Source organism: Streptomyces sp. WMMB303 (assembly GCF_029351045.1).
In the GTDB taxonomy this organism is placed as follows: Bacteria; Actinomycetota; Actinomycetes; order Streptomycetales; family Streptomycetaceae; genus Streptomyces.
In genome coordinates this window covers 709,066-725,964 of the sequence record NZ_JARKIN010000001.1, presented here as the reverse complement: position 1 = coordinate 725,964, position 16,899 = coordinate 709,066, and the positions used below count along the sequence as shown (strand labels likewise).

Annotated in this window: 15 protein-coding genes; 13 read left to right on the top strand and 2 right to left on the bottom strand. The window is 71.1% G+C overall.

Going from position 1 to position 16,899, the window contains the following annotated elements; genetic code table 11:
* Positions 1-38 precede the first annotated feature (38 nt).
* From pdxS to P2424_RS03270, 11 genes are all read left to right on the top strand, one after another.
* Positions 39-962, top strand: a complete 924-nt coding sequence (gene pdxS, locus P2424_RS03320) for a pyridoxal 5'-phosphate synthase lyase subunit PdxS (RefSeq protein ID WP_276474301.1) — start codon at positions 39-41, stop codon at positions 960-962.
* Between the two features lie 120 nt (positions 963-1,082).
* Positions 1,083-1,673, top strand: coding sequence for a pyridoxal 5'-phosphate synthase glutaminase subunit PdxT (pdxT, locus tag P2424_RS03315; protein WP_276478804.1), 591 nt, complete (start codon positions 1,083-1,085; stop codon positions 1,671-1,673).
* Between the two features lie 59 nt (positions 1,674-1,732).
* Positions 1,733-2,485, top strand: a complete 753-nt coding sequence (locus P2424_RS03310; RefSeq protein WP_276474300.1) for a YebC/PmpR family DNA-binding transcriptional regulator — start codon at positions 1,733-1,735, stop codon at positions 2,483-2,485.
* 271 nt (positions 2,486-2,756) lie between these two features.
* A complete protein-coding gene (gene ruvC, locus P2424_RS03305; protein WP_276474299.1) occupies positions 2,757-3,341 on the top strand; it encodes a crossover junction endodeoxyribonuclease RuvC in 585 nt (194 codons plus the stop codon).
* A complete protein-coding gene (gene ruvA / locus P2424_RS03300) occupies positions 3,338-3,961 on the top strand; it encodes a Holliday junction branch migration protein RuvA (protein WP_276474298.1) in 624 nt (207 codons plus the stop codon). Before ruvC ends, ruvA begins: the two co-directional genes overlap by 4 nt.
* 4 nt (positions 3,962-3,965) lie before the next feature.
* A complete protein-coding gene (gene ruvB, locus P2424_RS03295) occupies positions 3,966-5,024 on the top strand; it encodes a Holliday junction branch migration DNA helicase RuvB (RefSeq protein WP_276474297.1) in 1,059 nt (352 codons plus the stop codon).
* A 163-nt stretch (positions 5,025-5,187) separates the two neighbouring features.
* On the top strand, positions 5,188-5,730 hold the full coding sequence (gene yajC / locus P2424_RS03290; protein ID WP_276474296.1) for a preprotein translocase subunit YajC: 543 nt from the start codon (positions 5,188-5,190) through the stop codon (positions 5,728-5,730).
* Positions 5,731-5,867: 137 nt separating this feature from the next.
* Positions 5,868-7,670 (top strand): protein translocase subunit SecD, encoded by a 1,803-nt coding sequence (secD, locus tag P2424_RS03285; RefSeq protein ID WP_276474295.1) that lies wholly within the window; start codon positions 5,868-5,870, stop codon positions 7,668-7,670.
* Position 7,671: 1 nt separating this feature from the next.
* On the top strand, positions 7,672-8,856 hold the full coding sequence (gene secF, locus P2424_RS03280) for a protein translocase subunit SecF (protein WP_276474294.1): 1,185 nt from the start codon (positions 7,672-7,674) through the stop codon (positions 8,854-8,856).
* 4 nt (positions 8,857-8,860) lie between these two features.
* Entirely contained in the window at positions 8,861-9,445 is a 585-nt protein-coding gene (locus P2424_RS03275; protein WP_276474293.1) for an adenine phosphoribosyltransferase, read from the top strand.
* A gap of 221 nt (positions 9,446-9,666) precedes the next feature.
* Complete coding sequence (locus P2424_RS03270; RefSeq protein ID WP_276474292.1) at positions 9,667-12,273, top strand: bifunctional (p)ppGpp synthetase/guanosine-3',5'-bis(diphosphate) 3'-pyrophosphohydrolase; 2,607 nt, start codon at positions 9,667-9,669, stop codon at positions 12,271-12,273.
* Positions 12,274-12,441: 168 nt separating this feature from the next.
* Here the strand turns inward: P2424_RS03270 and P2424_RS03265 are convergent, their stop codons facing one another.
* Together P2424_RS03265 and P2424_RS03260 are read right to left on the bottom strand one after the other, a co-directional pair.
* Positions 12,442-13,671 (bottom strand): DUF349 domain-containing protein, encoded by a 1,230-nt coding sequence (locus P2424_RS03265; protein ID WP_276474291.1) that lies wholly within the window; start codon positions 13,669-13,671, stop codon positions 12,442-12,444.
* A 193-nt stretch (positions 13,672-13,864) separates the two neighbouring features.
* The gene (locus P2424_RS03260; protein WP_276478803.1) at positions 13,865-14,683 is read right to left on the bottom strand and encodes a peptidylprolyl isomerase; all 819 of its coding nucleotides are present in this window, start codon (positions 14,681-14,683) and stop codon (positions 13,865-13,867) included.
* Between the two features lie 214 nt (positions 14,684-14,897).
* On the opposite strand from P2424_RS03260, the gene P2424_RS03255 reads away from it, so the two are divergent.
* Together P2424_RS03255 and hisS are read left to right on the top strand one after the other, a co-directional pair.
* Positions 14,898-15,623, top strand: coding sequence for an MBL fold metallo-hydrolase (locus tag P2424_RS03255; RefSeq protein WP_276474290.1), 726 nt, complete (start codon positions 14,898-14,900; stop codon positions 15,621-15,623).
* An 11-nt stretch (positions 15,624-15,634) separates the two neighbouring features.
* Complete coding sequence (gene hisS / locus P2424_RS03250; RefSeq protein ID WP_276474289.1) at positions 15,635-16,897, top strand: histidine--tRNA ligase; 1,263 nt, start codon at positions 15,635-15,637, stop codon at positions 16,895-16,897.
* Positions 16,898-16,899 lie beyond the last annotated feature (2 nt).

The window sequence follows — 16,899 nt, the reverse complement described above, 5'->3', positions numbered from 1 at the left end:
GCGGTCCCTCGAACATCACCCCTTCAGCGAGGTCGAACGTGTCAACTCCGTCCACCGCCACCGACTCCGCCGTACAGCGTCCCGAGACCGGCACCGCCCGCGTCAAGCGGGGCATGGCCGAGCAGCTCAAGGGCGGCGTGATCATGGACGTCGTCACGCCGGAGCAGGCGAAGATCGCCGAGGACTCCGGCGCCGTCGCCGTGATGGCCCTGGAGCGGGTGCCCGCCGACATCCGCAAGGACGGCGGCGTGGCCCGGATGTCCGACCCGGACATGATCGAGGGCATCATCGAAGCCGTCTCGATCCCGGTGATGGCCAAGTCCCGGATCGGGCACCTCGTCGAGGCGCAGGTACTCCAGGCGCTCGGGGTCGACTACATCGACGAGTCGGAGGTCCTGACTCCGGCGGACGAGGTCAATCACAGCGACAAGTTCGCCTTCACCACGCCGTTCGTCTGCGGTGCCACCAACCTGGGCGAGGCCCTGCGCCGGATCGCCGAGGGCGCGGCCATGATCCGCTCCAAGGGTGAGGCGGGCACCGGCAACGTCGTCGAGGCCGTCCGGCACATGCGGCAGATCAAGAACGAGATCGGCAAGCTGACCGTGCTGGACGACAACGAGCTCTACGCGGCCGCCAAGGAGCTGCGGGCGCCGTTCGAGCTGGTCAAGGAGGTCTCGGTGGCGGGTAAGCTGCCGGTCGTGCTCTTCTCGGCGGGCGGTGTCGCCACCCCGGCCGACGCGGCGCTGATGCGGCAGCTCGGTGCCGAGGGCGTCTTCGTCGGCTCCGGGATCTTCAAGTCCGGCGACCCGGCCAAGCGCGCAGCGGCCATCGTGAAGGCCACCACGTTCTACGACGACCCCAAGATCGTCGCCGATGCCTCCCGGGGCCTGGGCGAGGCCATGGTCGGCATCAACTGCGACACCCTGCCGGAGACGGAGCGCTACGCCAGCCGCGGCTGGTGACCCGCCCGGCGCCGCGCCGGGAGGCTGCAGTGCCCACCGGTGCGGCGCCCGGCCGACCGCCCGAGGACCGGGCCGCGCCCGGTGAACAGCCCAGCGACGAAGAAGGACCGCACCGTGACCGTGTCAGCGCCGACCATCGGCGTGCTCGCCCTGCAGGGCGACGTCCGCGAGCATCTCGCCGCCCTCCGGGCGTCGGGTGCCGACCCTGTGCAGGTCCGGCGCCCCGAGGAACTCGCCGCCGTCGACGGCCTGGTCATCCCGGGCGGCGAATCGACCACGATCAGCAAGCTCGCGGTCACGTTCGGCCTCATGGAGCCGTTGCGCGAGCGGGTGTCCCGGGGGATGCCCGCCTACGGCTCCTGCGCCGGAATGATCATGCTCGCGGACAAGATTCTCGACCCCCGCTCCGGGCAGGAGACTGTCGGCGGCATCGACATGATCGTCCGACGTAACGCTTTCGGGCGCCAGAACGAGTCCTTCGAGGCGGCGGTCGACATGCCGGCCGTACCCGGCGGCCCGGTCGAGGGGGTCTTCATCCGCGCCCCCTGGGTGGAGTCGACGGGGGCGGCGGCTGAGACGCTGGCCTCCTACGACGGTCACCCGGTGGCCGTCCGGCAGCGCCATCTGCTGGCCACCGCCTTCCATCCGGAGCTCACCGGTGACCAGCGGGTGCACGCGCTGTTCACGGAGATGGTGCGGTCGGCACACTGAGTGGCTGGCGGTAGGATCTCCGCGTCGAGAAGTAGTTGGGACTGTGAAGGAGCGAGGCTGTGTCCGGCCACTCTAAGTGGGCTACCACCAAGCACAAGAAGGCCGTGATCGATGCCAAGCGCGGCAAGCTCTTCGCGAAGCTGATCAAGAACATCGAGGTCGCGGCCCGGATGGGCGGTGCTGACGTGGAGGGCAATCCGACCCTCTACGACGCCATCCAGAAGGCGAAGAAGCAGTCGGTCCCCAACAAGAACATCGACAGCGCGGTCAAGCGCGGCGCGGGCCTGGAGGCGGGCGGCGCCGAGTACGAGACGATCATGTACGAGGGCTACGGTCCCAACGGTGTCGCCGTGCTGATCGAGTGCCTGACCGACAACCGCAACCGCGCGGCGTCCGACGTCCGGGTCGCCATGACCCGCAACGGCGGCTCCATGGCCGACCCGGGTTCGGTCTCCTACCTGTTCAACCGCAAGGGCGTCGTCATCGTCCCGAAGGGCGACCGCTCCGAGGACGACGTCCTCGCCGCCGTCCTGGAGGCGGGGGTCGAGGAGGTCAACGACCTCGGTGAGAACTTCGAGGTGATCAGCGAGGCCACGGACCTGGTCGCGGTGCGCACCGCGCTCGTCGAGGCCGGGATGGACTACGACTCCGCCGAGGCCAGCTTCGTCCCCAGCATGCAGGTCGAGCTGGACGAGGAGGGCGCACGCAAGATCTTCAAGCTGATTGACGCGCTGGACGACAGCGACGACGTGCAGAACGTCTTCGCCAACTTCGACGTGCCTGACGATGTGATGGCGAAGGTCGACGCGTAAGCGGCGACACGGTGCTGCCGCGTAAGCGGCGACACGGTGCTGCCGCGTGCGCGGGGCGACGACACCACGGTGCTCCCGCCCGTGCGGTGAATCCCGCGCTGCGGGAGCGGCCTGCCCCGCGGGTGGCGCGCCACGGTCGTCGGCAACGGCTCCGGACGGCCCGGCGGAGACACCTCCGCCGGGCCGTCGGTTCTGCGTTCTGTCGGTGCTTCCCGATAACCTGCGGGAACACAAGGACGATTGCGCAGGGCGTGCGGAGAGGGGGAGGGCATTGCGTGTGCTGGGGGTCGATCCCGGGCTGACCCGCTGCGGTGTCGGCGTGGTCGACGGTGAGGCCGGGCGGCGGCTGACCATGGCGGGTGTCGGCGTGGTCCGCACGCCCGCCGAGGCGGAGATCCCCGACCGGCTGGTGCTGATCGAGCGCGGGCTGGAGGAGTGGCTGGAGGAGCTCCGCCCCGAAGCGGTCGCCGTGGAGCGGGTGTTCAGCCAGCACAACGTCCGCACGGTCATGGGCACCGCGCAGGCCAGCGCTGTTGCCATGCTGTGCGCGGCCCGGCGCGGGCTGCCCGTGACGCTGCACACGCCCAGCGAGGTCAAGGCCGCGGTGACCGGCTCGGGGCGGGCCGACAAGACCCAGGTCGGGGCGATGGTGACGCGCCTGCTGGGGCTCTCCGCCGCGCCGAAGCCCGCCGACGCGGCGGACGCGCTGGCCCTCGCGGTCTGCCACATCTGGCGGGGCCCCGCGCAGAACCGGCTGCAGCAGGCGCTCGCCGCCCGGCTGCAGGCCCCTTCCGCACGCGCCCGCCGTCCGCAGTCCGGCAGTCCGCAGCACCGCACGAAAGGCACAGTCCGATGATCGCCTCCGTCTCGGGACCCGTCGCCGCGCTCGGCCCCGACTCCGCCGTGATCGAGGTCGGCGGGGTCGGCATGGCGGTCCAGTGCACCCCCGGCACCCTCGCCGGGCTGCGCACCGGCGAGCAGGCCAGGCTCGCCACCTCGCTGGTCGTGCGGGAGGACTCGCTGACCCTCTACGGGTTCGCCGACGAGGACGAGCGGCAGACCTTCGAACTGCTGCAGACCGCCAGCGGGGTGGGGCCCCGGCTCGCCCAGGCGATGCTCGCGGTGCACAGCCCCGACGCGCTGCGGCTGGCCGTCTCCGGCGGGGACGAGAAAACGCTGACCGCCGTGCCGGGGATCGGGAAGAAGGGCGCGCAGAAGTTGCTGCTGGAGCTGAAGGACCGGCTCGGAGCGCCGCTGGGCGCGGTGCCCGCCTCGCGCGCCGCGGCCGGGGCCGCCGCCGGCTGGCAGGAGCAACTGCACGCGGCGCTGGTCGGGCTGGGGTACGCCGCCAAGGAGGCGGAGGAAGCCGTCACGGCCGTCGCGCCGCAGGCCGAGGCGGTGGTCGCGAAGGGGGCCGAGCCCCAGGTCGGTGTGCTGCTGAAGGCCGCCCTGCAGTCCCTGAACCGGGCACGGTGACGCGATGAGCTCCGAGGAACGGCTCGTCGACGCCGAGGTCGACGGTGACGAGCAGGCGGTCGAAGCCGCGCTGCGACCCAAGCAGTTGGGCGAGTTCATCGGGCAGCCCAAGGTGCGCGAGCAGCTCGATCTGGTGTTGCGCGCCGCGCGCGCCCGCGGGTGCACCGCCGATCACGTCCTGCTGTCCGGCGCGCCCGGTCTCGGCAAGACCACGCTGTCGATGATCATCGCGGCGGAGATGGGCGCCCCCATCCGCATCACCTCCGGCCCGGCCATCCAGCACGCGGGCGATCTCGCGGCGATCCTCTCCTCCCTCCAGGAGGGCGAGGTGCTCTTCCTGGACGAGATCCACCGGATGTCCCGTCCGGCCGAGGAGATGCTCTACATGGCCATGGAGGACTTCCGGGTCGACGTGATCGTCGGCAAGGGGCCCGGTGCGACGGCCATCCCGCTGGAGCTGCCGCCCTTCACGCTTGTCGGCGCCACCACCCGGGCCGGGCTGCTGCCGCCGCCGCTGCGGGACCGCTTCGGCTTCACGGCGCACATGGAGTTCTACGAGCCGGCCGAGCTGGAGCAGGTCGTACACCGCTCCGCCGAGCTGCTGGAGGTGCGTACGGACCCGGAGGGCGCGGTCGAGATCGCCGGGCGCTCCCGGGGCACGCCGCGGATCGCCAACCGGTTGTTGCGCAGAGTGCGGGACTACGCACAGGTCAAGGCGGACGGCGTCATCACCCGTGAGGTGGCCGGCGCCGCGCTGGAGGTCTACGAGGTGGACGGGCGCGGTCTCGACCGGCTCGACCGCGCCGTGCTCGGCTCGCTGCTGAAGCTGTTCGGAGGCGGTCCCGTCGGCCTCTCCACGCTCGCCGTCGCGGTCGGCGAGGAGCGTGAGACAGTGGAGGAAGTGGCTGAGCCGTTCCTCGTGCGCGAGGGGCTGCTGGCCCGCACTCCGCGTGGCCGCGTGGCCACTCCGGCCGCATGGGCTCACCTGGGTCTCACCCCGCCCCAGCAGTCCTCGGGGCCGGTCTCCGGAGGGCCGGGACAACAGGGCCTGTTCGGAGCGTGACGGCGCGGAGACTCGTCGGGCAGGGAACCTCGGTGCCATGCTTGACGTTGTTCCATCGGCGAAGGCTCGCTTAGACTCCGCCGACGCCCTCCCTCGCGGAGGCTTGCCCACCCCGAATACCCAGGCCGCTGAGACGCGGCCATGCGAAGGAATATCTTCCGCCGTGGATCCTATTGCTCTCCTCCCGTTCATTGTGATCATCGGGGCCATGTTCCTGATGACTCGCTCCGCCAAGAAGAAGCAGCGTCAGGCCGCTGAGATGCGTGACCAGATGCAGCCTGGCACGGGCATCCGCACCATCGGGGGCATGTACGCCGTCGTCAAGGAGATCCGTGAGGACAGCGTCCTCGTGGAGATCGAGCCCGGTACGCACGCGCTCTTCGCCAAGAACGCCATCGGCGCCGTGCTCTCCGACGAGGAGTTCGACCGCATCACGAACGGTCCCGAGGGCGAGGAGTTCGACGTCGACACCGTCGTCCCGGACGACGCGTCCTCGCTCACCCGGGACGAGGACGACGCCTCCTCCGACGCGAAGCCCGACCTGCGGAAGAAGGACGCCGACGGCGACGCCGCCGGGGAGGCCGGGAAGCAGGAGGGCGAGGAGTCCGCCGACGCGTCCGACGAGCCGAAGGGCGCGGACGCGGCGAAGGCCGACACCGCCGAGGCCGAGGAAGCCAAGCGGGACGAGGACGCCGACTCCAAGTAAGGTCAGCGCCGCCGGGCTGGGGGAGAGGACCGGGTCCGGCGGCGTAGCACGTCCACAGACCACTTCGCGCGCCGCTGTGCCGCGCCCGGCCGAACTCGCGGGGCGGCACGGGCGGTTGGACAGGGAGAGACGAGAAGGTGGCAGCACCGAAAAGGGGTCGCAGGGCCTCCGGCGCCAAGGGGAGGCCATGGCGCTCCCTAGGGCTGATTCTGGTGATCACGGCCGGGCTGGTCGCGGGGATGTTCGCCTCGGGCCACAAGACGCCCCGACTGGGCATCGACCTGGCGGGTGGCACCAGCATCACCCTTGAGGCGAAGAACCAGCCGGGCAAGCCCAACGCGATCAACAAGACCAACATGAACACCGCCGTCGGCATCATCGAGCGGCGCGTCAACGGTCTCGGTGTGACGGAGGCCGAGGTCCAGACCCAGGGCGACCGGCACATCATCGTCAACATCCCCAAGGGCACCAACTCCAAGCAGGCGCGCGAGCAGGTGGGCACCACGGCGCAGCTCGCGTTCCGGCCCGTGCTGACGCTGGCCCAGGTCGGCAAGTCCCGGCAGCCCCAGCCCTCCTCGTCTCCCTCGCCCTCCGGCTCCGGCAAGCAGGACAAGAGCCAGGACCAGAAGGACCAGAAGGACGAGAAGGAGCAGGGCGACCAGGCGAACCCCTCCTCCCACTCCTCCGACTCTCCCGGCCAGGGCCGGGCCGTGACCGAGGGGCTGACGGCCAAGACCGCCACGACGGACAAGAGCCCCACCCCCTCGGCGAGCGAGTCCGGCGGCAAGAAGAGCCCGAAGCCCACGGCGCCGCCCCAGCAGCCTCAGCAGCCCGGCGTCCCGGCCGCGCTGGCCAAGCAGCTGAACGCGCTCGACTGCACCACGAAGGAGGCCCGCGCCAAGGCCAGCGAGAAGGCCGCGAGCACCAAGGGCTCCGAGCCGATCGTCGCCTGCGACGCCAACGACCCGATCAAGTACGCGCTCGGACCGGTCGCCGTGCAGGGCAAGAACGTCAGCAAGGCCAAGGCCGTCTTCGACCAGCAGCGCGGCCAGTGGATCGTCCAGATGTCGTTCAGCGACAAGGGCTCCGACCAGTTCGGTGAGATCACCGGCGAGCTGATGAAGAAGCCGCAGCCGCAGAACCAGTTCGCCATCGCGCTCGACGGCCAGGTCCAGTCGGCCCCGACCGTCAACCAGAAGCTGACGAACAACGCGGAGATCTCCGGCAGCTTCACCCAGGAGTCCGCCGAGGAGCTGGGCAACATCCTCTCCTACGGTGCGCTTCCGCTCTCCTTCGAGGAGTCGGACGTCACCACGGTGACCGCGGCGCTCGGCAGCGACCAGCTCAAGGCGGGCCTCATCGCGGGCGCCATCGGGCTCGCGCTGGTGATCGTCTACCTCGTCGCCTACTACCGCGGCCTCTCGCTGATCGCCATCCTCAGCCTGCTCGTCTCGGCGGCCATGACGTACTCGATCATGACGCTGCTGGGCCCGGCGATGAGCTTCGCGCTCAACCTCCCGGCGGTCTGCGGCGCCATCGTCGCCATCGGCATCACGGCCGACTCGTTCATCGTCTACTTCGAACGCATCAGGGACGAGGTACGGGAGGGCCGCACGCTGCGGCCCGCGGTCGAGCGCGCCTGGCCGCGCGCCCGCCGCACCATCCTGGTCTCCGACTTCGTCTCGTTCCTGGCCGCGGCAGTCCTGTTCATCGTCTCGGTCGGGAAGGTGCAGGGCTTCGCCTTCACCCTCGGTCTGACCACCGCGCTCGACGTCGTCGTCGTCTTCTTCTTCACCAAGCCGATCATGACGCTGCTCGCCCGCAAGCCGTTCTTCTCCGACGGGCACCCCTGGTCCGGTCTCGACCCCAAGCGGCTCGGAGCCCGGCCCCCGCTGCGGCGCGGCCGCAGCACCGTCAGCACCGACCCGAAGGAGGTCTGAGGTGTCCCGTCTCGGCACTCTCGGCGCCCGGCTGTACCGCGGTGAGGTCGGCTACGACTTCGTCGGGCACCGCAAGCTCTGGTACGGCCTCTCGATCCTGATCACCATCACGGCCATCGTCGGGCTCGTCGTCCGCGGCCTGAACATGGGGATCGAGTTCGAGGGCGGTGCCGTCTTCACCACGCCCAAGACCTCGGCCTCCGTGCAGCAGACCACGGAGGCCGCCGAGCGGGTCTCCGGGCACACGGCCATCGTCCAGGAGCTGGGTGACGGCGGTAAGCGCGTGCAGGTCGCCACCGTCGACACCAAGACCTCCACCAAGGTCAAGGAGGAGCTGGCCGAGGAGCTGAAGGTCGACCCGGAGAAGATCGACGCGCAGCTCGTCGGCCCCAGCTGGGGCGAGCAGATCGCCAACAAGGCGTGGCAGGGGCTCGGGATCTTCATGATCCTGGTGGTGATCTATCTGGCCATCGCCTTCGAGTGGCGGATGGCGCTCGCCGCGCTCATCGCGCTGATCCACGACATCACGATCACCGTCGGCGTCTACTCGCTCGTCGGGTTCGAGGTCACACCGGGCACGGTGATCGGCCTGCTGACGATTCTCGGATATTCGCTCTACGACACGGTCGTGGTCTTCGACGGTCTGCGCGAGAGCAGCAAGAACGTCACCAAGCAGACCAAGTACACCTACAGCGAGATCGCCAACCGCAGCATCAACGGCACGCTGGTGCGCTCCATCAACACCACCGTCGTCGCGCTGCTGCCGGTGGCCGGCCTGCTGTTCATCGGCGGCGGCATGCTCGGCGGCGGCATGCTCAACGACATCGCGCTCTCGCTGTTCGTCGGTCTGGCCGCCGGCGCCTACTCCTCGATCTTCATCGCGACTCCGCTGGTGGCCGACTTCAAGGAGCGCCAGCCCGAGATGAAGGCCCTCGCGAAGCGCGTGCGGAACAAGCGCCTCAAGGCCGCCGAGCGCGAGGCGAACGAGCCGGACGACGAGCAGGGCGATGACCCGGGCGGCGAGCCGGGCGACGGCGGAGGCGGGGGCGGCGTCCGCCCGCCGGTCTCCGTGGACAACGGCCGCGGTGGCGGTCCGGCCGCGGCCGGTGCGGGCGTCGGGGGCCAGCGCCGTCAGCCGGCCTCCCGCGGCCGAGGCCGCGGCAGGCCGTCCGGAAAGCGCAGGTGAGCCGATGAGTGCCACGGATTCCTCGCCTGCCTCGCCGGCCCTGCCGGATCCCGCCGAGGTGCGGGAGCTGCTGACCAGCCGGATCCACGACGTGCCCGACTACCCCAAGCCCGGGGTGATGTTCAAGGACATCACCCCGCTGCTCGCCGACGCCCGCGCGTTCGCCGTCCTCACGGACGCGTTCGCCGGGCTCGCCGAGCGGCACCGGGCGACGAAGATCGTCGGCCTCGAGGCGCGCGGGTTCATCCTCGGCGCCCCCGCCGCCGTCCGGTCGGGCATCGGTTTCGTCCCGGTGCGCAAGTCCGGCAAGCTCCCCGGCGCCACCCTCTCCCAGGCGTACGACCTGGAGTACGGCAGCGCCCAGATCGAGGTGCACGCCTCGGGGCTCGCGGAGGGCGACCGGGTGCTGGTGATCGACGACGTACTGGCCACCGGCGGCACCGCCGAGGCGTCCGTCGAGCTGATCAGGCGCACCGGTGCCGAGGTCGCGGGCGTGGCCATACTGCTGGAGCTCGGCTTCCTCGAAGGGCGGGAGCGGGTGGAGCGGGCCCTGGCCGGTGCGCCCCTTGAGGTCCTCGTCCGCGTCTGAACCCCGGCCCCGGACCGTGCGAGCGCCAGGCGGTCACCCGATACGGTTCTCCCGGGAGTACCCGGGCCGAGCCGGGGAGGGTGGCCGCCTGCGCCGTCCTCGCGGGCCCGGCCGCGCGGCCGGTGGTGGCCGCGCGGCCACCGCTTAGCCGTCCGGGAGGGCCCGGTCCGGCCGGGGTGGCTACCATGGCAGTCCGACCTGCGGTCCACCGAGGAGTGCTCTTGCCAGACGAGGCCCAGCAGCTCACCGCCGCTCAGCGCCAGGAAGCGGAGGCCGCCGGCGAGGCGGCTCGGCAGCGGTCCGGCGCCGCGGCCGACGGCGGGCTGCCCTCGAAGAGCGGGGACGGCGGCCGCTCCGGCGCACAGAACCACGGCGGGGCCGCCGGACAGCAGTCCGGAACCTCCGCCGCTCCGGCGCGCGGCGGCAAGGGTGCCGACCGCGCCAAGGACGGCGAGAACGGCGCTCGCGATCGCGTGGCGCCCGCGCGCGCCGTCTCCGGAGTGTCCGGCCGTTCCGGCTCCTCCAACCGCGTACGCGCCCGTCTGGCGCGTCTGGGCGTGCAGCGCTCGAGCCCGTTCAATCCGGTGCTGGAGCCGCTGCTGCGGATCGTGCGCAGCAACGACCCCAAGATCGAGTCCTCCACGCTGCGCCAGATCGAGCGCGCCTATCAGGTGGCCGAGCGCTGGCACCGCGGCCAGAAACGCAAGAGCGGCGACCCGTACATCACCCACCCGCTGGCCGTCACCACGATCCTCGCCGAGCTGGGCATGGACCCGGCCACACTGATGGCCGGGCTGCTGCACGACACGGTCGAGGACACCGAGTACGGGCTCGACACCCTGCGCCGGGACTTCGGCGACCAGGTGGCGCTGCTGGTCGACGGCGTCACCAAGCTGGACAAGGTCAAGTTCGGCGAGGCCGCCCAGGCCGAGACGGTGCGCAAGATGGTCGTCGCGATGGCCAAGGACCCCCGCGTCCTGGTCATCAAGCTCGCCGACCGGCTCCACAACATGCGCACCATGCGCTATCTGAAGCGCTCCAAGCAGGAGCAGAAGGCCCGCGAGACGCTGGAGATCTTCGCCCCGCTCGCCCACCGGCTGGGCATGAACACCATCAAGTGGGAGCTGGAGGACCTCGCGTTCGCGATCCTCTACCCCAAGATGTACGACGAGATCGTCCGGCTGGTCGCCGAGCGGGCCCCCAAGCGGGACGAGTATCTGGCCGTCGTCACCGACGAGGTCCAGGCCGACCTGCGGGCCGCGCGCATCAAGGCCACCGTCACCGGGCGGCCGAAGCACTACTACAGCGTCTACCAGAAGATGATCGTCCGCGGCCGGGACTTCGCGGAGATCTACGACCTGGTGGGCATCCGCGTCCTGGTGGACACCGTCCGCGACTGCTACGCCGCGCTGGGGACCATCCACGCCCGGTGGAACCCGGTTCCGGGGCGGTTCAAGGACTACATCGCGATGCCCAAGTTCAACATGTACCAGTCGCTGCACACGACGGTCATAGGACCCGGCGGCAAGCCCGTCGAACTGCAGATCCGCACCTTCGACATGCACCGCCGCGCCGAGTACGGCATCGCCGCGCACTGGAAGTACAAGCAGCAGGCGGTCGCCGGCGCCTCCAAGGTCCGCACCGACGCGCCCAAGGGCGCGGGCAAGGGCGGTGCCGCGGACGAGACGGTCAACGACATGTCGTGGCTGCGGCAGCTGCTCGACTGGCAGAAGGAGACCGAGGACCCCGGCGAGTTCCTGGAGTCCCTGCGGTTCGACCTGTCCCGCAACGAGGTCTTCGTCTTCACGCCCAAGGGCGACGTGATAGCGCTCCCGGCGAGCGCCACCCCCGTCGACTTCGCCTACGCCGTCCACACCGAGGTCGGCCACCGGACGATCGGCGCCCGCGTCAACGGCCGTCTGGTGCCGCTGGAGTCCACCCTCGACAACGGCGACACCGTCGAGGTCTTCACCTCCAAGGCGGCCGGTGCCGGGCCCTCGCGGGACTGGCTCGGCTTCGTCAAGTCACCCCGCGCCCGCAACAAGATCCGCGCCTGGTTCACCAAGGAGCGCCGCGACGAGGCGATCGAGCACGGCAAGGACGCCATAGCGCGGGCCATGCGCAAGCAGAACCTGCCCATCCAGCGCATCCTCACCGGCGACTCACTGGTCACCCTCGCGCACGAGATGCGTTACCCGGACATCTCCGCGCTCTACGCCGCGATCGGCGAGGGGCACGTCTCGGCGCAGAACGTCTGCCAGAAACTGGTGCAGGCGCTGGGCGGCGAGGACGAGGCCAAGGAGGACATCGCCGAGACCGCGCCGCCGATGCCCGCGCGCAGCACCCGGCGCCGCTCCAACGCCGACCCGGGTGTCGTCGTCAAGGGCGCCGGCTCCGACGTGTGGGTCAAGCTGGCCCGCTGCTGCACACCCGTGCCCGGCGACCCGATCATCGGGTTCGTCACCCGCGGCAACGGCGTCTCGGTGCACCGTGCCGACTGCGTGAACGTCGATTCCCTCACCCGGGAGCCCGAGCGGATCCTGGAGGTCGAGTGGGCGCCCACCCAGTCCTCGGTCTTCCTGGTCGCCATCCAGGTCGAGGCGCTGGACCGCTCCCGCCTGCTCTCGGACGTCACCCGGGTGCTGTCCGACCAGCACGTCAACATCCTCTCGGCCGCGGTGCAGACCTCCCGTGACCGGGTCGCGATCTCCCGCTTCACCTTCGAGATGGGCGACCCCAAGCACCTCGGCCACGTGCTGAAGGCCGTCCGCGGTGTCGAGGGTGTCTACGACGTCTACCGCGTCACCTCGGCGAGGCGCCCGCAGTAGCCCGGGGCCCGCAGCGGCCCGGACCCGGGGCCCGGCAGCGGTTCCGGCCGGCCAGGGCGCTCTCCGGCGCGGCCGGGGGCCGTGCCCGGCACAGGCCGCCGGGCGAACCGGGACAGCGGTACCCCCGGGGCGGCGGGGCCGGTGCCCCGCCGCCCCACGGGAGCTCTCTCAGCCGCCGAACTCCTGCAGGCCCTTCTGCGCCTGGTCCAGGAGAGCCTGGCGGCCCTCCAGCTCGCGCTCCAGCTTGGCCACCTTCGCGGTGTTCCCCGCGGCCCGGGCCTTGTCGATCTGGTCGCGCAGCTTGTCCACCGCGTCCTGCAACTGGCCGGTCAGCCCCTCGGCGCGGGCCCGCGCCTCGGGATTGCTGCGCCGCCACTCGGCCTCCTCGGCTTCCTGGATGGCCCGCTCGACCGCGTGCATCCGCCCCTCGACCTTCGGCCGCGCGTCCCGCGGCACGTGCCCGACAGCGTCCCAGCGCTCGTTGAGCGCGCGGAAGGCGTTCCGCGCGGACTTCAGGTCGGTGACCGGCAGCAGCTTCTCCGCCTCGGCGGCCAGCTCCTCCTTGCGCGCCAGGTTCTCCCGCTGCTCGCTGTCGCGCTCGGCGAAGACCTCGCCGCGGGCCTGGAAGAAGATGTCCTGGGCGCCGCGGAACCGGGCCCACAAATCGTCCTCGTGCTCCCGCTGCGCCCGCCCGGCGGCCTTCCACTCCTGCATCAGGTCGCGGTACTTGGCCGCTGTGGGTCCCCAGTCCCGGGAGCCGGAGAGTGCCTCGGCCTCCGTGACCAGCTTCTCCTTGCGCTGCCGTGCCTCCTCGCGCTGTGCGTCCAGCTGTGCGAAGTGCGCCTTGCGGCGCTTGGAGAACGCCGAGCGCGCGTGCGAGAAGCGGTGCCACAGTTCGTCGTCGCTCTTGCGGTCCAGCCGCGGCAGGCCCTTCCAGGTGTCGACCAGCGCACGCAGCCGCTCCCCGGCGGCCCGCCACTGCTCGCTGCCGGCCAGCTCCTCCGCCTCGGCGACCAGCTCCTCCTTGGCCCGGCGCGCCTCCTCGGCCTGCTGCACCTTGCGGGCCCGGCGCTCCTCACGGCGCTTCTCGACGCCCTCGGTCAGTTTGTCGAGTCTGGTGCGCAGCGCGTCCAGGTCGCCGACGGCGTGGTGCGCGTCGACCTGTTCGCGCAGGTGCGCGATCGCGGCTTCGGCGTCCTTGGCCGCCAGATCCGTGGTCCTCACCCGGCGCTCAAGCAGGTCGATCTCCACGACCAGACCGTCGTACTTGCGCTCGAAGTAGGCGAGGGCCTCGTCCGGCGAACCCGCCTGCCAGGACCCGACGACCTTCTCGCCCTCCGCCGTACGCACGTACACAGTCCCCGCGTCGTCGACGCGGCCCCACGGGTCGCTGCTCACAGCGCCTCCTCCACAAGATGCCTGGAGGGACTGTGGTCCCCCGGCATCGTTCACGGTTCTCGTCACAGCCAACATAGGCGACCGGCGCCCGCGCTGTCCGCACCCGGCGAGCGGCGAATTTGCCGGTCGGGCACGGTACCGCGCGGGCGGCGACGGCCGCGGGCGCTCCACCCGGCCGGAGGCCGGGGAAGCGTCAGGACGTGCGGACCGTGGCCTTGTCGATCACCACGGTGGCGTTCGGCCGTCCGTCCCCCTGGGCCCGCATCGGGGTCAGCCCGGCCTTGGCGATCTTCTTCAGCACCTTCATGCCGGAGTCGGAGACCTTGCCGAACGGTGTGTACTTGGCCGGCAACTTGCTGTCCTCGTAGACGAGGAAGAACTGACTGCCACCGGTGTCGGGGCCGCTGTTGGCCATCGCGACGGTACCCGCGGGGTACTCGGCGCCCTTGAGATTCTCGTCGGGCAGCTCGTAGCCGGGCCCGCCGCTGCCGGTGCCGGTCGGGTCGCCGCACTGCAGCACGTACAGCTGCTGGGGCGGGCCGGTCATCCGGTGGCAGGGGGTGTGGTCGAAGAACTTCTCGCCCGCCAGGAAGTCGAAGGAGTTGACCGTGTGCGGAGCCTCTCCGGCGTCCATGGCGATGTCGATCTCGCCGCAGGTGGTGCTCAGCCGCAGGGTGTAGGACGCCGACTTGTCCACCTTCATCGCCGGCTCCTTCTTCCACTGCTTGCCGGTCGGCTTGCCCTTGGCCGGCTTGTCGCAGGGGTCCGGTGCCTTGCTGGTCGGCGGCGCGGAGGGCTGGTCTGCGGCGCTGTCGGACTCGTCCTTCTTCTTGTCGCCGTTCAGCCCGCCCGAGGCGGCGTAGGCCCCGCCCGCGGCCAGGACGATCACCAGGCCGAGGGTGATCGAGATGTTGCGTATTCGGGCCTTGCGGCGGGCTGCCTCCCGCCGCTTGAGCTGTCGCGCGTACTTCTCACGGGCGAGCTGCTTTCTGCGCTGCTCACTGCTGACCACGGTCTCGTCTCCTTCGAGGCGTCTGGCGAGGGCGTCTTCGAGGCGTCGCACCTGCGGGACCTCACGTACCGTATACGCCCTCCTCACGGGTACGCGCCGCCCGCTACTGGTTGGCTCCGCCGGCACCCGCGCCGGTAGGCTGGCAGCTCCTGACCGGCGGACGGCCTGCCCGGCCGCGTCGCCGCTCCCGCTGTCGGACGAATGAAGGACGATCGTGCTCGTTGCCGGGTTCCCCGCCGGGGCCTGGGGGACCAACTGCTATCTGGTCGCCCCCGCCGCCGGCGAGGAGTGCGTGATCATCGATCCGGGCCACCAGGCCGCGCAGGGCGTCGAGGAGGTCGTCGCCAAGCACCGGCTCAAGCCGGTCGCGGTGATCCTCACGCACGGCCACATCGATCATGTGGCGTCCGTCGTCCCGGTCTGCGGCGCGCACGGCGTACCCGCCTGGATCCACCCGGACGACCGCTACATGATGAGCGATCCGGAGAAGGCGCTGGGAATGACGATCGGGCAGCCCCTGATGGGCGAGCTGACGGTCGGCGAGCCGGACGACGTGGCGGAGCTGGCCGACGGCGCGGTCCTGAACCTGGCGGGACTGGAACTGGGCGTCGCGCACGCGCCCGGCCATACCCAGGGGTCGGTGACCTTCCGGATGCCCGAACAGGCGGATGTCCCGCCGGTGCTGTTCTCGGGCGACCTGCTGTTCCCCGGCTCCATCGGACGCACCGATCTGCCCGGCGGCGACCCGGACGAGATCCTCCGCTCCCTGGCGCGCGTGTGCCTTCCGCTGGAGGACGAGACCGTGGTCCTGCCCGGGCACATGCACCAGACGACCATCGGCCGCGAGCGCGCCACCAACCCCTTCCTGCGACAGGTGGCGGAGCACGGCCCGGGAGGCGGCGGCAGCGATGCCGCGGCCGCCCCGCGACGAGGAATGTGACGAGAAGCCACATGAGCACCTTCAAGGCCCCCAAGGGCACCTACGATCTGCTGCCGCCCGACTCCGCGAGGTATCTCGCCGTGCGTGAGGCCATCGCCGCACCGCTGCGCAGGTCCGGCTACGGATACGTGGAGACGCCCGGGTTCGAGAGCGTCGAGCTGTTCGCACGCGGAGTCGGCGAGTCCACCGACATCGTGACCAAGGAGATGTACACCCTCACCACCAAGGGCGGCGACGAGCTGGCGCTGCGCCCCGAGGGCACCGCCTCGGTGCTGCGCGCCGCGCTGGAGGCCAACCTGCACCGGGCGGGCAACCTCCCGGTGAAGCTGTGGTATTCGGGCTCCTACTACCGCTACGAGCGCCCGCAGAAGGGGCGCTACCGCCACTTCTCGCAGGTGGGAGCCGAGGCGGTGGGTACCGAGGACCCCACGCTCGACGCCGAGCTGATCGTCCTCGCCTGCGACGCGTACCGCTCGCTGGGGCTGACCGGCTTCCGGCTGCTCCTCAACTCGCTCGGCGACCGCACCTGCCGCCCGGACTACCGGGCCGCGCTCCAGGACTTCCTGCGCGGGCTCGACCTGGACGAGGACACCCGCGCCCGGATCGACATCAATCCGCTGCGGGTGCTGGACGACAAGCGGGAGAGCGTACGGCGGCAGCTGACCGGCGCGCCGATGATGCGCGACCACCTGTGCGCGGAGTGCAAGGCGTTCCACGAGGAGGTGCGGGCGCTGCTCACCGAGGCGGGCGTGCCCTTCGAGGACGATCCCCGGCTGGTGCGCGGGCTCGACTACTACACGCGTACCACTTTCGAGTTCGTACACGACGGCCTCGGTGCGCAGTCGGCCATCGGCGGCGGCGGCCGGTACGACGGTCTTTCCGAGATGATCGGCGGCCCCGCGCTGCCGTCCGTCGGCTGGGCCCTGGGCGTGGACCGCACGGTCCTGGCGCTGGAGGCCGAAGGTGTCGAGCTCGAACTGGCCCCGGCCACCGAGCTGTTCGCCGTACCGCTGGGCGACGAGGCACGCCGTGCGCTCTTCCGGCTGGTCACCGAGCTGCGCCGGGAGGGCGTCGCGGCGGACCTGGCCTACGGCGGCAAGGGCATGAAGAACGCCATGAAATCGGCCGACCGTTCCGGGGCCCGGTTCGCGCTGCTGCTCGGGGACCGCGACCTCGCCGAGGGCGTGGCCCAGCTCAAGGACCTCGCCAGCGGCGAGCAGCAGGCCCTCCCGCTGGACCGGGTGGTGGCCGAAGTGCGAGCCGAGCTGCGGTGACC